The following is a 12,968-nucleotide window of genomic DNA, read 5'->3' as shown; positions in this document are numbered from 1 at the left end:
GAGAGCGGCATCCGCTCAGTAGTCGGGCTGCCAATCGACCGTGATGCGCTTTTCAGGCAGATCCACCTTGTCCACAAAAGCCGAGACAAAAGGAATCATCCGCTCGCGGGCCTTGCCATCTTCCTCATAGGCCAGCACCAGCACGGTCTGGGGGCCGGTGGACATCAGCTCCTGCACCTGCCCCAGCGCCACGCCTTCCCGGTTGACGACCGCGAGGCCAATCAGATCCACCCAGTAGAACTCGTCCTCCGAGGTGGACGGAAAACTCGACCGGGGCACAAAAATGCGCGCACCGCGCAGGGCCTCGGCGGCATTGCGGTCATCAACGCCCTGCGCCCAGGCCACCACGGTGTCGGAATGGTCCTTGGCCTGGCGGATGGACAGCACCACCGTGCCAGCAAATGCCTTGCCCCCCCGCTCGGACGGCTGCAGGTACCAGCGCTTGGACGCGAACAGCGCCTCGGGGCTGCTGCTGTGGGACAGCACCTTGAACCAGCCCTTGACGCCCCAGGCATCGGCAATGCGCCCCACTTCAACGGCATCGGGCGGCAGCTCTGCGGGTTCGAGGGTCAGGGGAGTGGTGGCCATGGCGGGGGGATTCCAGAATAGGAAAAGGGCGGGTTCCGCCAGACTAGCCGACGGAACCCGCCCTTTTCAGGGAGCTTTAAGCAGCCTTCTTGGCGGCTTGCTTGATCAGGCGGTCCACCGTGGGGGAGGACTGGGCGCCAACGCCCACCCAGTAAGCCAGACGGTCTTGCACGATGCGCAGGCCTTCTTCGGTTTCCTTGGCGGTGGGGTTGTAGAAGCCGATGCGCTCGATGAAGCGGCCGTCACGGCGCACGCGCTTGTCAGCAACGACGATGTTGAAGAAAGGACGGCCCTTGGAGCCGCCGCGGGAGAGTCGAATGACGACCATGATTTATCCTTCGGGTGGTGAACTCCGGCAACATTTGCCGTAAGCCACAGTGTTCGCAACCATATTCGCAACGCTTGAGACACGCGACATGGCCACCCGGCCAGCGACACGCTGCAAAGCCCGCGATTATATCCATTTCCTCCAAAATGCCCACCATCCGTCCCAGTACCGACAGCGATATCCCTGCCATTACCGCCATTTACCAACACCACGTGCTCCACGGCACGGGCACCTTCGAGATCGATCCCCCGTCTGAAGCCGACATGGCGGGCCGCCGCGCCGACGTGCTGGCGCGTGGCCTGCCCTGGCTGGTGGCCGAGCAGGATGGGCAGGTGCTGGGTTTTGCCTACGCCAACTGGTTCAAGCCGCGCCCGGCCTACCGTTTTTCGGCCGAAGACTCGATTTATGTGGCCGACAGCGCCCGTGGCATGGGCCTGGGCCGCCAACTGCTGGCCGAGCTGGCCGTGCAGGCCGAAGCCGTGGGCGTGCGCAAGCTGCTGGCCGTGATTGGCGACTCGGCCAACGCGGGCTCCATCGGGGTGCACCGGGCGCTGGGGTTCACTGATGTGGGCATCATGCGCTCAGTGGGCTGGAAGTTTGGCGCCTGGCGCGACATCGTGCTGATGGAGAAGACCCTGGGCGCGGGCGACACCACCTCCCCCGAATGACACGATGCCCCGCATGAAGAACAAGACCCTGGCGGCCTGGCTCGCTTTTCTAGGCGGGCCGCTGGGCCTGCACCGCTTCTACCTGCACGGCATGTGGGACCTGATTGGCTGGCTGCTGCCGCTGCCCACGGCACTGGGGGTCTACGGCATCCAGCGTGTGCAGCAGTTTGGCCAGGACGATCACACCAGCTGGATGCTGATCCCGCTGCTGGGCTTCACCATCGCGGGCTGTGCGCTGCAGGCCATCCTGTTTGCCCTGAAGACGCCCGAAGCCTGGAACGCCCGCTACAACCCCCACGCTGCGCCCGACGCAGCACCCGGCCGCACGGGCTGGATCACCATTGCCGCCATCGTGGCGTCGCTGATGATTGGCACGGCGGTGCTGATGGCCAGCATCGCGTTCAGCTTTCAGCGCTACTTTGAGCACCAGATTGAAGAAGCCCGCAAAATTTCTCAGTGAAATCGGGGCCTTGCGCTTGATGGGCAAGCGCAAGTAGCTATAAAAAATATAGCGACTGACAATTGGCAACCCACCATCCGCTGGCTCCCAGCGGATGGTGGCGGGCCGTCAGAAGATCTGCAGGCTGATCCAGTAAGCCACTGCGGCCACAAACGCGCTGGCCGGGATGGTCAGAATCCACGCCCAGACGATGTTGCCCGCCACGCCCCAGCGCACGGCGCTGGCGCGCTGCGTGGAGCCCACGCCCACGATGGCACCGGTGATGGTGTGGGTGGTGGACACCGGAATGCCCAGCGTGGTCGCCAGGAACAGCGTAAGCGCCCCGCCCGTTTCGGCGCAGAAACCACCCACGGGCTTGAGCTTGGTGATCTTCTGGCCCATGGTCTTGACGATGCGCCAGCCGCCGAACATGGTGCCAAGGCCAATGGCCACGTAGCAGCTCACGATGGTCCAGGTGGGAGGCGAGGCTTCCGTGGCCGAGGTGTAGCCCGTGGCGATCAGCAGCAGCCAGATGATGCCGATGGTCTTTTGCGCATCATTACCACCGTGGCCCAGGCTGTAGGCCCCGGCAGACACCAGCTGCAGGCGGCGGAACCACTTGTCCACCTTGCTCGGGCGCGTGCGCCGGAAGATATGCGCCACCGCCACCATCATGATGGAGCCCAGCATGAAGCCGAGCAGCGGCGAGACGAAGATGAAGGCCACCGTCTTGAGGATGCCGGTGGAGATCAGCGCGCCCGCCCCGGCCTTAGCGATCACCGCGCCCACGATACCGCCGATGAGCGCGTGCGACGAACTGCTGGGGATGCCGTAATACCAGGTGATCACGTTCCAGGTGATGGCGCCCACCAGGGCGCCAAACACCACATGGGTGTCCACGATGCCGGGCTGCACGATGCCCTTGCCCACCGTGGCCGCCACGCTCAGGTGGAACACGAAAATCGCGATGAAGTTGAAGAACGCCGCGAACAGCACCGCCTGCGCGGGCTTGAGCACGCCGGTGGAGACCACCGTGGCGATCGAATTGGCGGCGTCGTGGAACCCGTTCATGAAGTCGAACAGGAGCGCCAACGCCACGAGCAGAACCACAACCCACAGGGCCGTCTGTATGGTTTCCATGCTGGTCAGCCTGCGGGGTTCAGGAGTTTTCGAGGACGATGCCCTCGATGCAGTTGGCCACGTCCTCGCACTTGTCGGTGATCGTTTCCAGCAGCTCATAGATGGCCTTGAGCTTGATCACCTCGCGCACATCGGGCTCTTCGCGGAACAGCTTGCTCATGGCGCTGCGCATCACGCGGTCGGCGTCGGATTCGAGCTTGTCGATTTCCTCGCAGGTCTTGAGCGCGGCCTCGGCCACGGCCGGGTCGGCGATCTTGTCGAGCAGCTTCACGGCATCGCGCAGGCGCTCGCAGCACTTGAGGCTCAGGTCCGTGAGACGGGTGATCTCTTCCGTCATGTGGCGCACGTCGTACAGCGCCATGGTCTCGGCGGAGTCCTGGATCAGGTCGGCCACGTCGTCCATGGTGTTGATCAGCGTGTGGATCTGCTCGCGGTCGATGGGGGTGATGAAGGTCTTGTGGATCGCCTTGTTCACCTCGTGGGTCACGCGGTCGGCGGCGCGCTCGGCATTGTCCACATCCTGGTTGTATTTGTCGCGCAGGTGCGGATCACTGTAATTGGCCACCAGCTGCGAAAAGGCCCGTGCCGCCTCGACGATGCGGTCCGCATGCTGGTTGAACATTTCGAAAAAATTGCCTTCGCGTGGCAACAGCTTGGCAAACAGCATGGGAGAGGCTCCTGGAACGGGATCGAATTTTGAAAAAAGGCAAAGCCATGACAGAACCATGACTTTTTCGTGACCCGGGGAGTTTAACCGTCCACCCCCAACGGGCCGATGCCTGCGCAGCATGCGGTCATGCGCCGGGGCAAGCCCCTGGCGCGCGCGTGCGGCTCAGGCGCCGCGGAAGATAAAGTACACCGCACCGACCAGGCACAGCCCCGCCCAGAGGTAGTCCCATTTGAGCGGCTGGCCCATATAAAACACCGCAAACGGCACAAATACCCCCAGCGTGATCACCTCCTGCATGATCTTGAGCTGCCCCACGTTGAACTGCGTGTAGCCGATGCGGTTGGCAGGCACCTGCAGCAGGTACTCGAACAGCGCGATGCCCCAGCTCACCAGCGCGGCGGTGTACCAGGGCGAAGACGCCAGGCTCTTGAGGTGCCCATACCACGCAAAGGTCATGAAGACGTTGCTGGCAATGAGCAGCAACACGGTCTGAAGCGAAACGGGCAGGGATTGGAGGGTGGACATCGACGGCCTCGGCCAGGAGGGGCTGAACAAGGGCTGGATTATGAACAAAAATGGCATTCTGCGCTCGACAGGCAAGCGCTTGAAGCTATAAATTAAATAGCAAACATCTGCTTCCCTACCTGCAGAGGCCAAAAAAAAGCACCGCCCGAGGGGGCAGTGCCTTGTTGTCTGCCCCAGTTCCTGCGCCCTTTGGCAGGCGGCAGGCGGGGCACATCGGTGCGAATGGTGCGGGTTACTCGCCCAGGTAGGCAGCGCGCACCTTGGGGTCGTTCAGCAGCTGCTGGCCAGGGCCGGTCATGGTGATCAGGCCCGACTCCATCACATAGCCACGGTCGGCAATCGCCAGCGCGCGGCTCGCGTTCTGCTCCACCAGCACGATGGTCACGCCCAGGGCGTACACGTCGCGCACCACCTCGAAGATCTTGTCCACCATGATGGGCGACAGACCCATCGAGGGTTCATCCAGCAGCAGCACCTTGGGCTGGCTCATCAGCGCACGGCCCATGGCCAGCATCTGCTGTTCGCCACCGGACATGGTGCCCGCCAGCTGGTCCTTGCGCTCGCGCAGGCGCGGGAAGATGGTGAACATCTTCTCGATGTCGGCGAGGATGCCCGCCTTGTCCTTGCGGATGTAGGCGCCCATTTGCAGGTTTTCGGTAATGGTCATGCGCGCGAACACGCCGCGGCCTTCCGGCACCATCACCAGGCCCTCCTTGACCAGGTCCCAGGCGCCCTTGCCCTTGATGCTCTTGCCCAGGTATTCGATGTCGCCATCGTTCATGCCCAGGGTGCCGGTGATGGCCTTCATGGTGGTGGTCTTGCCAGCGCCATTGGAGCCAATCAGCGAGACCAGTTCGCCTTCGCGCACTTCGAAGTCCACGCCCTTGACGGCCTGGATACCGCCGTAGGCCACCTTCAGGCCCTTGACCTGCAGCAGTACCTTGTTGGATTTTTCGGCCATTCTCAATGTCCTCCGGTGCCCAGATAGGCCTCAATCACTTTTTCGTTCTTCTGCACTTCGGCAGGGTTGCCTTCGGCGATCTGCTTGCCGTAGTCGAGCACCGTCACACGGTCGCACAGGCCCATCACCAGCTTCACGTCATGCTCGATGAGCAGGATGGTGCGGTTGTCGTTGCGGATGCGGTCGATCAGCTCGCGCAGCTGCACTTTCTCGGTGGCGTTCATGCCGGCGGCGGGCTCGTCCAGCGCAATGAGCTGCGGGTCGGTGGCCAGCGCACGGGCAATTTCGAGGCGACGCTGGTCGCCGTACGACAGCGTGCGCGCCTTGTAGTCGGCAAACTTGCCGATACCCACGTAGTCCAGCAGCTCCTGGGCACGCTTGGCAATCGCGGCTTCTTCTTCCTTGAAGCCCTTGGTGCGCAGCACCGCGCCCAGCAGGCCGGACTTGGTACGGATGTGGCGGCCCACCATCACGTTCTCGAGCGCCGTCATTTCGGCAAACAGGCGGATGTTCTGGAAGGTGCGCGCAATACCGGCCTTGGCCACTTCGTGCACGGCCGTTGGCTCGTAGGGCTTGCCGGCCAGCTCGAAGGTGCCCGCGTCGGGCGTGTACAGGCCGGTGATCACGTTGAAGAACGTGGTCTTGCCTGCGCCGTTGGGGCCGATCAGGCCATAGACCTGGCCGCGCTGGATGGTGATGCCCACGTCGGACAGGGCCTGCAGGCCGCCGAAGCGCTTGGAAATACCGGCGACCTTCAGCACCACTTCATTGGATTTCTCTGTCATTGCTAACTTTCGGTGGTGTTCTGCTTCAGGTCTTCTGCGTCAGGCTCTTGCCGTGCTCAGGCGACGGCCACAGGCCACGGGGGCGCAGCAGCATGATGATGATCATGGCCAGGGCGATCAGCAGCTGGCGCAGGATGGCGGAGTCCAGACGGCCGTCCGTCATGGCCTGCAGCGGGCCGGCCACGTAGCGCAGCACTTCGGGCAGGGCCGACAGCAGCACGGCACCCAGGATCACGCCGGGGATGTGGCCGATACCACCCAGCACCACCATGGCAACGATCATGACCGACTCCATCAGGCTGAAGGACTCGGGCGACACGAAGCCCTGGAAGGCGCCGAACATCGCACCCGACACACCACCAAACGAAGCGCCCATGCCAAAAGCCAGCAGCTTCATGTTGCGGGTGTTGATGCCCATGGCCTTGGCGGCGATTTCGTCTTCACGGATGGCCATCCAGGCGCGGCCGATGCGCGAATCCTGCAGGCGGTAGCAGATCACGATGGAGACCACCACCAGCACCAGGAACAGGTAGTAGTACAGGGTGACGGAGTTGATGTCGAAGCCGAACAGCTCCAGGCGCTTGCCCAGGTCCAGACCAAAGATCTTGACCGAGTCGATCTGGCCCAGGCCCTTGGGGCCGTTGGTCAGGTTGACGGGGTGGTCCAGGTTGTTCAGGAAGATGCGGATGATTTCGCCGAAGCCCAGCGTCACGATGGCGAGATAGTCCCCACGCAGCTTGAGCGTGGGCGCCCCGAGCAACGCCCCGAAGAACGCCGCCAGTAACGCCGCCACCGGTATCACGAGCCACAACGAGGTGTGCAACCCGTTGGGGAACATGGCGGCAAACGCCGCAAAGTTGTCCGCGAGGTGCGGCGAGGCCATCAAGGCAAACAGGTAGGCGCCCACGGCGTAGAACGCCACGTAGCCCAGGTCCAGCAGACCGGCATAGCCGACCACGATGTTCAGGCCCAGGGCCAGCAGCACGTACAGCAGGGCCAGGTCGGCAATGCGCACCCAGGCGTTGCCGAAGGATTGCAGGATCAGCGGCAGCACCAGCAGCGCAACGGCGCCGATGATCCAGTTGGTTTTGGTGTTCTTCATGGTGTGAGGCTCCTCAGGCGCGATCCGCCACACGCTCACCCAGCAGGCCCGAGGGGCGCAGCGTCAGGATGATGATGAGCACGATGAACGCAAAGATGTCGGTGTAGTGACTGCCCAGCAGGCCGCCCGTGAGCGTGCCGATGTAGCCAGAGCCGATGGCTTCGATGAGGCCCAGCAAAATGCCGCCCACCACCGCGCCGGCCAGGTTGCCGATGCCGCCGAACACGGCCGCCGTGAAGGCCTTGAGGCCCGGCAGGAAGCCCATGGTGTGCTGCGCCGTGCCGTAGTTGGACGCGTACATCATGCCGGCGATGGCCGCCAGGACGGCGCCGATGATGAAGGTGGCCGAGATCACCATGTCGGGCTTCACACCCATGAGGGACGCCACGCGGGGGTTCTCTGCGGTGGCGCGCATGGCACGGCCGAGGTTGGTGTGGTTGACCAGATAGACCAGCGAGGCCAGGGCCACGGCCGTCACACCCAGGATCAGGATCTGCGTGGGGGTGATGAAAGCGCCACCGATCTGGAAAGGCGAGCTGGGCAGCAGCGTGGGATACGGCTTGTAGTTGGGCTTCCAGATGATCATCGCCAGCGTCTGCAGCAGGATCGACATGCCGATGGCGGTGATCAGGGGCGCCAGCCGCGGGCTGTTGCGCAGCGGCTTATAGGCAATTTTCTCGATCGTGAAGTTCAAGGTGGCAGCGACCACACACGCAATGATGGTGGCCAGCAGCAGGATCATCCAGCCCGGCGCGCCCGGCATGGCGGCCTGCATCATTCCAATACAGCTCCAGCTGGTCAGGGCGCCGATCATGAGCACCTCGCCGTGGGCAAAATTGATGAGTTGAATAATGCCGTACACCATGGTGTAGCCCAAGGCTATCAAGGCGTACATGCTGCCGAGTACCAGACCGTTGATGATCTGTTGCAGCAAAATGTCCATAAGAGAAGTCCTTCGTTTGTGACGCACCCACCGCTCAGGCACCGGAATCGGTACAGCCTTGTGGGCCCGACTGCCATCTAGCAAAAAACCCGCCAGGAGTACTACTGTGCGGGTTTGTGGACGGGATTGTAGCGAGTAGTCCTCTCCGTCCCCATCCGCGCCGGGCGGGGTTTTCCCTCGGGTTTTCGTCCCATCAGCGCGCCACGCACTGTATAAGGAAAAATGATCCACGCAGGATCATTGATGTGCAAACTTATTACCTACAGTATGCAGAATCAGCATAACGCGGCAAATGGGATCACAAGACGCTCTCTCTGAACCCCTGCTTTATTCGCCTTCGCCGGGGTCTGTACCCGCGCCTGCCGACGCGTTGCGCGCACGCAGTTCACGCAATTTCTGTGCAATCTTGATTTCGAGCCCACGCTCCACCGGCTGGTAGAAACCGGGCTCCGGCATGCCCTCGGGCAGGTAGTTTTCGCCCGCGGCAAAGCCACCCTCCTCGTCGTGCGCGTAGCGGTAGCCCTTGCCGTAGTCGAGCTGCTTCATGAGCTGTGTTGGTGCGTTGCGCAGGTGCATGGGCACGGGCCGGGTGCCGTCCTGCTTCACCCACGCGCGCGCCGCGTTGTAGGCCTTGTAGACCGCGTTGGATTTGGGCGCCACGGCCAGGTACACCACACACTCGGCCAGCGCCAGCTCGCCCTCGGGGCTGCCCAGGCGCTCGTAGACCTCGCTCGCGTCCAGCGCCAGGCGCAGGGCGCGCGGGTCGGCCAGGCCAATGTCCTCGCTGGCCATGCGCACCAGGCGGCGGGCCATGTAGCGCGGGTCGGCACCGCCGTCCAGCATGCGCACCAGCCAGTACAGCGCGGCATCGGGGTCGGAGCCGCGCACGGACTTGTGCAGCACGCTGATGGTGTCGTAGAACTGCTCGCCGCCCTTGTCATAACGGCGCATGCGCTCGCCCAGCACCTTGAGGAGCCACACGTCGGTGATCTCGGCAAGCCTTTCCTGCGCGGCCGCCATGGCCAGCGTTTCCAGTGTGTTGAGCAGGCGGCGCGCATCGCCGTCGGCATAGGCCACCAGGCGGTCAATTGCTACGCTTTCAATAGCTGGAAAGGCTTGTTCATCGCGCGCAAGGGCCACAATTTGCTTCAAATCCTCTTCGGACAAGGGCTGCAACACATAGACCGCCGCACGCGACAGCAGCGCGGAGTTGACCTCAAACGAAGGGTTCTCGGTCGTGGCACCGATGAAGGTAAACAGGCCCGACTCGACATGGGGCAGAAAGGCGTCCTGCTGGCTTTTGTTGAAGCGGTGCACCTCGTCCACAAACACGATCGTGCGCTGCTGCATCAGCCCGTCGCGCGCGGCCTGGGCCTGCTCCACGGCCTCGCGGATGTCCTTGACCCCGCCCAGCACGGCGCTGATGCTGATGAACTGGGCATCAAAGGCATCGGCCATGAGCCGTGCAATGGTGGTCTTGCCCACGCCCGGCGGGCCCCACAGGATGCAGCTGTGCGGGCGACCTGATTCAAACGCGAGCCTGAGCGGCATGCCCGGACCCAGCACATGCTGCTGGCCAATCACCTCGCCCAACGTGCGGGGCCGCAGGCGCTCGGCCAAGGGCTGGTGGGTGGAGGCCTGCGCCGCTGGGGAGGTGGAGGCACTGCGTGTGGCCATGGTGGAGTCGGTCCTGTCTACATCACGCTTATCGAGCAAAAGTGCTCTTTGCGCCTGACCAGCATGCGCTGGAAGCTATATTATCTATAGCAAATCACTGCTTCACCACATCCGCCCCGGCAGGCGGCTTGAACTGGAAGCTGCTGGCGGGCAGCGCTGCATTGGCCTGCATGCCGGTAAAGCGGATCAGCGAGCGCTGGCCAAAGCTGTCCAGGATGTCGAGCGCCGCCAGCTGTTCGCCCGCAAAACCCACGCGCACGCTCTTGAGCTGGCCGTCCTTGGCCTTGGGGCTGGCCAACACCCACTGCAGGCCATCGGCATCGGGGGCGGCCTCCAGCGTGAATTCGGCCTTGAGCGCCGACAGATCGGGCGCCGACGCCAGCAGCGCAGCGGGCGTGCTGCCCAGCGCCTGCGACTGCGAGCGCTGCGTGACCTGGTTCAGGTCCACGTCGTACAGCCACAGCGTTTGCCCATCGGCCACGATGGTCTGCTCGAAAGGTTTCTTGTAAACGAACTTGAAGCGCCCCGGGCGCTGGAACTCGAAACTGCCACTCGACTGTTTGGTGCGCGCGGTCTGACCCTCCTTCGGGGGCGATGTCACGGTCTGGGTGAAATCCGCCTTGCCCGTCTGGGTGCCTTTCATGAAGGACTCCAGGCTTTTCAGGCCATCAGCGCTTGCTGCGCTTGCCGCAGCAGCTATCAAAATTGCAGTGGCGATCTTTTTCAACAGAAACTCCTGTGGGGTGCGGGCCGGGCGCGCAGCCCGGTCCATCATTCGCTGCGGTTAGGCACCAGCACTTCGCGCTGGCCGCTGGCGGTGAGGCCGCTGACCAAGCCAGCTTTCTCCATGTCTTCCAGCAGCCGCGCCGAGCGGTTGTAGCCAATGCGCAGCTTGCGCTGCACGTACGAGATGCTCGCCTTGCGGTCCTTGAGCACCACTTCGACGGCCTGGTCGTACATGGGGTCCTTCTCGCCCCCTTCGCCACCGCCGCCGTCCCCTGACAGATCGCCGTCGCCATCCACAGTTCCGCCTTCGAGCACACCCTCGATGTAGTCCGGCTCCCCTTGTTCCTTGAGGTAGCTGACGACACGGTGCACTTCTTCGTCCGACACAAAGGCGCCATGCACCCGGATCGGCAGGCCGGTGCCGCTGGCCATGTAGAGCATGTCGCCCATGCCCAGCAGGGCTTCGGCGCCCATCTGGTCGAGGATGGTGCGGCTGTCGATCTTGGAGCCCACCGAGAACGCGATGCGGGTGGGAATGTTGGCCTTGATCAGGCCGGTGATCACGTCCACGCTGGGGCGCTGCGTGGCCAGAATCAGGTGGATACCCGCAGCGCGCGCCTTCTGCGCCAGGCGGGCGATGAGTTCTTCGATCTTCTTGCCCACCACCATCATCAGGTCGGCCAGCTCGTCGATGATGACCACGATGTGCGGCAGGCGCTGCAGCGGCTCGGGCTCTTCGGGTGTGAGGCTGAAGGGGTTGTAGATGAACTCCTCCTTGGCCTTGGCTTCGTCGATCTTGGTGTTGTAGCCCGCGAGGTTGCGCACACCCAGCTTGGACATGAGCTTGTAGCGGCGCTCCATCTCGGCCACACACCAGTTCAGACCATGCGCCGCCTGCTTCATGTCGGTGACCACGGGCGCCAGCAGGTGCGGAATGCCTTCGTACACCGACATTTCCAGCATCTTGGGGTCGATCATCAACAGGCGCACATCGCGCGCCTCGGCCTTGTACAGGAGCGACAGGATCATCGCGTTGATGCCCACCGACTTGCCCGAGCCCGTGGTACCCGCCACCAGCACATGCGGCATCTTGGCGAGGTCGGCCACCACCGGGTTGCCCACGATGTCCTTGCCCAGGCCCATGGTGAGCATGCTCTTGGCCTCGTGGTAGACCTGCGAGCCGAGGATCTCAGACAGGCGAATGGACTGGCGCTTGGCATTGGGCAGCTCCAGCGCCATGTAGTTCTTGCCGGGGATGGTCTCCACCACGCGGATGGACACCAGGCTGAGCGAGCGCGCCAGGTCCTTGGCCAGGCCCACGATCTGCGAGCCCTTCACGCCGGTGGCGGGCTCGATCTCGTACCGCGTGATCACCGGGCCGGGCATGGCCGCGACCACGCGCACTTCCACGCCAAAGTCCTTGAGTTTTTTCTCGATGAGGCGGCTGGTCATCTCCAGCGTCTCGGGCGCCACGGTTTCCTGGCGCTGCTGCGGGCCATCGAGCAGGTCCACCAGGGGCAGCTTGCTGTCAGGCATCTCGGTGAACAGGGGCTTTTGCCGCTCTTTCACCACACGCGTGCTTTGGGGCACCTCCACCAACACGGGTTCGATGATCTGAATGGGTTCGGGGTGGTGCACCTCGCTCTCGGTGCGCTCTTCCTGCACCACCACTTCGCGCTCGCGCGCGGCCTTGCGGCCCACGGCCACATCCTTGGCCACCTCGCGTTTTGCCAGGCGAGATTGCACCAGCGCATCGATGCGCGCCCCCAGAAACTCCGCCACATGGCCCCACGAAAAGCGGAACACCAGCGCCGCGCCCAGCACGGCCAGCACAATGGCCAGCAGCCCCGAGCCGGTGAAACCCAGCCATTTCACGCTGGCGGGCCCCGTGAGGTACCCCAGCACACCACCGGCATGGCCCGGCAGGAGAGATTCAAAACGGTACAGCCGCGACCACTCCAGGGCCGTGCTGGCACACATCAACACCACCAGGCCCAGCCAGAACGTGGCCCGGCGCACCAGCGGGCTGGCCGCCCCGGCCACTGCTTCGCCCCCGCGCATCCAGCGCGCCAGCGAAGACAACCAGGCGCGCACACCCGCCGCCACACACAGCCACACCGAAAAGCCCATCGCAAAATAACTGCCGTCAGCCAGCCAGGCCCCCAGCCGACCCGCCCAATTGGCCACCGCGCGCGCATCCCGCGCGCCCGAGGTGGACCAGGCCGCGTCCTGGGCCGAATAGCTGACCAGCGCCAGCAGCCAGAAAACCAGGGCCAGCAGGCCCACCAGCAGGCCAATCTCATGGCCAAAACGGGCCGCGCCCGTGCGGGGCGGCGACTTGGCCGCCGCCGATGCATTCAAGGTATTGAGGGAATAGGTCATAAGCGTGCCGGGCGAGCTTACCCCAAGCATCCCA

14 protein-coding genes are annotated in these 12,968 nt (G+C 63.7%); 2 read left to right on the top strand and 12 right to left on the bottom strand.

Features of this window, described 5'->3' with window-relative positions:
- Nucleotides 1–15 precede the first annotated feature (15 nt).
- On the bottom strand, nucleotides 16–588 hold the full coding sequence (rimM, locus tag CBY09_RS00355; protein WP_094285397.1) for a ribosome maturation factor RimM: 573 nt from the start codon (nucleotides 586–588) through the stop codon (nucleotides 16–18).
- Nucleotides 589–664: 76 nt separating this feature from the next.
- Nucleotides 665–916, bottom strand: a complete 252-nt coding sequence (rpsP, locus tag CBY09_RS00350) for a 30S ribosomal protein S16 (RefSeq protein WP_063461301.1) — start codon at nucleotides 914–916, stop codon at nucleotides 665–667.
- 146 nt (nucleotides 917–1,062) lie between these two features.
- Here rpsP and CBY09_RS00345 point away from each other — a divergent pair, with 146 nt between their 5' ends.
- A complete protein-coding gene (locus CBY09_RS00345) occupies nucleotides 1,063–1,584 on the top strand; it encodes a GNAT family N-acetyltransferase (protein WP_094285396.1) in 522 nt (173 codons plus the stop codon).
- Nucleotides 1,585–1,597: 13 nt separating this feature from the next.
- Nucleotides 1,598–2,044 (top strand): TM2 domain-containing protein, encoded by a 447-nt coding sequence (locus CBY09_RS00340; RefSeq protein ID WP_063461303.1) that lies wholly within the window; start codon nucleotides 1,598–1,600, stop codon nucleotides 2,042–2,044.
- 108 nt (nucleotides 2,045–2,152) lie between these two features.
- Here CBY09_RS00340 and CBY09_RS00335 read toward each other — a convergent pair whose 3' ends face one another.
- The 10 genes from CBY09_RS00335 to CBY09_RS00290 form a co-directional block, all read right to left on the bottom strand.
- Nucleotides 2,153–3,163, bottom strand: coding sequence for an inorganic phosphate transporter (locus tag CBY09_RS00335; RefSeq protein ID WP_094285395.1), 1,011 nt, complete (start codon nucleotides 3,161–3,163; stop codon nucleotides 2,153–2,155).
- Between the two features lie 19 nt (nucleotides 3,164–3,182).
- Nucleotides 3,183–3,830: a DUF47 domain-containing protein gene (locus tag CBY09_RS00330; RefSeq protein ID WP_055403060.1), complete on the bottom strand. Its 648-nt coding sequence runs from the start codon at nucleotides 3,828–3,830 to the stop codon at nucleotides 3,183–3,185.
- Nucleotides 3,831–3,995: 165 nt separating this feature from the next.
- Complete coding sequence (locus CBY09_RS00325; protein WP_094285394.1) at nucleotides 3,996–4,358, bottom strand: DMT family protein; 363 nt, start codon at nucleotides 4,356–4,358, stop codon at nucleotides 3,996–3,998.
- 232 nt (nucleotides 4,359–4,590) lie between these two features.
- A complete protein-coding gene (locus CBY09_RS00320) occupies nucleotides 4,591–5,319 on the bottom strand; it encodes an ABC transporter ATP-binding protein (RefSeq protein WP_094285393.1) in 729 nt (242 codons plus the stop codon).
- A gap of 2 nt (nucleotides 5,320–5,321) precedes the next feature.
- Nucleotides 5,322–6,104, bottom strand: coding sequence for an ABC transporter ATP-binding protein (locus CBY09_RS00315; protein ID WP_015013097.1), 783 nt, complete (start codon nucleotides 6,102–6,104; stop codon nucleotides 5,322–5,324).
- Between the two features lie 25 nt (nucleotides 6,105–6,129).
- Nucleotides 6,130–7,206, bottom strand: coding sequence for an ABC transporter permease subunit (locus CBY09_RS00310; protein WP_094285859.1), 1,077 nt, complete (start codon nucleotides 7,204–7,206; stop codon nucleotides 6,130–6,132).
- A gap of 13 nt (nucleotides 7,207–7,219) precedes the next feature.
- Nucleotides 7,220–8,149 carry a branched-chain amino acid ABC transporter permease gene (locus tag CBY09_RS00305; RefSeq protein WP_094285392.1) on the bottom strand — a complete coding sequence of 310 codons (930 nt, stop codon included), beginning with the start codon at nucleotides 8,147–8,149 and terminating at the stop codon, nucleotides 7,220–7,222.
- A gap of 327 nt (nucleotides 8,150–8,476) precedes the next feature.
- Entirely contained in the window at nucleotides 8,477–9,826 is a 1,350-nt protein-coding gene (locus CBY09_RS00300) for a replication-associated recombination protein A (protein WP_094285391.1), read from the bottom strand.
- 94 nt (nucleotides 9,827–9,920) lie between these two features.
- Nucleotides 9,921–10,553, bottom strand: a complete 633-nt coding sequence (lolA, locus tag CBY09_RS00295) for an outer membrane lipoprotein periplasmic chaperone LolA (protein WP_094285857.1) — start codon at nucleotides 10,551–10,553, stop codon at nucleotides 9,921–9,923.
- Nucleotides 10,554–10,597: 44 nt separating this feature from the next.
- Complete coding sequence (locus tag CBY09_RS00290) at nucleotides 10,598–12,934, bottom strand: DNA translocase FtsK (protein ID WP_094285390.1); 2,337 nt, start codon at nucleotides 12,932–12,934, stop codon at nucleotides 10,598–10,600.
- Between the last annotated feature and the right edge of the window lie 34 nt (nucleotides 12,935–12,968).

The organism is Acidovorax kalamii (assembly GCF_002245625.1).
Taxonomy (GTDB): Bacteria; Pseudomonadota; Gammaproteobacteria; order Burkholderiales; family Burkholderiaceae_C; genus Acidovorax; species Acidovorax kalamii.
This window is presented reverse-complemented; position numbering and strand designations above follow the sequence as displayed.

What these genes read in the sequence shown, in the direction of transcription:
- CBY09_RS00340 (WP_063461303.1), top strand. Translation starts at nt 1,598, where the DNA reads ATGAAGAACAAGACCCTGGCGGCCTGGCTCGCTTTTCTAGGCGGGCCG.
- CBY09_RS00290 (WP_094285390.1), bottom strand. Translation starts at nt 12,934, where the DNA reads ATGACCTATTCCCTCAATACCTTGAATGCATCGGCGGCGGCCAAGTCG.
- CBY09_RS00335 (WP_094285395.1), bottom strand. Translation starts at nt 3,163, where the DNA reads ATGGAAACCATACAGACGGCCCTGTGGGTTGTGGTTCTGCTCGTGGCG.
- CBY09_RS00330 (WP_055403060.1), bottom strand. Translation starts at nt 3,830, where the DNA reads ATGCTGTTTGCCAAGCTGTTGCCACGCGAAGGCAATTTTTTCGAAATG.
- CBY09_RS00345 (WP_094285396.1), top strand. Translation starts at nt 1,063, where the DNA reads ATGCCCACCATCCGTCCCAGTACCGACAGCGATATCCCTGCCATTACC.
- CBY09_RS00300 (WP_094285391.1), bottom strand. Translation starts at nt 9,826, where the DNA reads ATGGCCACACGCAGTGCCTCCACCTCCCCAGCGGCGCAGGCCTCCACC.
- CBY09_RS00325 (WP_094285394.1), bottom strand. Translation starts at nt 4,358, where the DNA reads ATGTCCACCCTCCAATCCCTGCCCGTTTCGCTTCAGACCGTGTTGCTG.
- rimM (WP_094285397.1), bottom strand. Translation starts at nt 588, where the DNA reads ATGGCCACCACTCCCCTGACCCTCGAACCCGCAGAGCTGCCGCCCGAT.
- CBY09_RS00320 (WP_094285393.1), bottom strand. Translation starts at nt 5,319, where the DNA reads ATGGCCGAAAAATCCAACAAGGTACTGCTGCAGGTCAAGGGCCTGAAG.
- CBY09_RS00315 (WP_015013097.1), bottom strand. Translation starts at nt 6,104, where the DNA reads ATGACAGAGAAATCCAATGAAGTGGTGCTGAAGGTCGCCGGTATTTCC.
- rpsP (WP_063461301.1), bottom strand. Translation starts at nt 916, where the DNA reads ATGGTCGTCATTCGACTCTCCCGCGGCGGCTCCAAGGGCCGTCCTTTC.
- CBY09_RS00310 (WP_094285859.1), bottom strand. Translation starts at nt 7,206, where the DNA reads ATGAAGAACACCAAAACCAACTGGATCATCGGCGCCGTTGCGCTGCTG.
- CBY09_RS00305 (WP_094285392.1), bottom strand. Translation starts at nt 8,149, where the DNA reads ATGGACATTTTGCTGCAACAGATCATCAACGGTCTGGTACTCGGCAGC.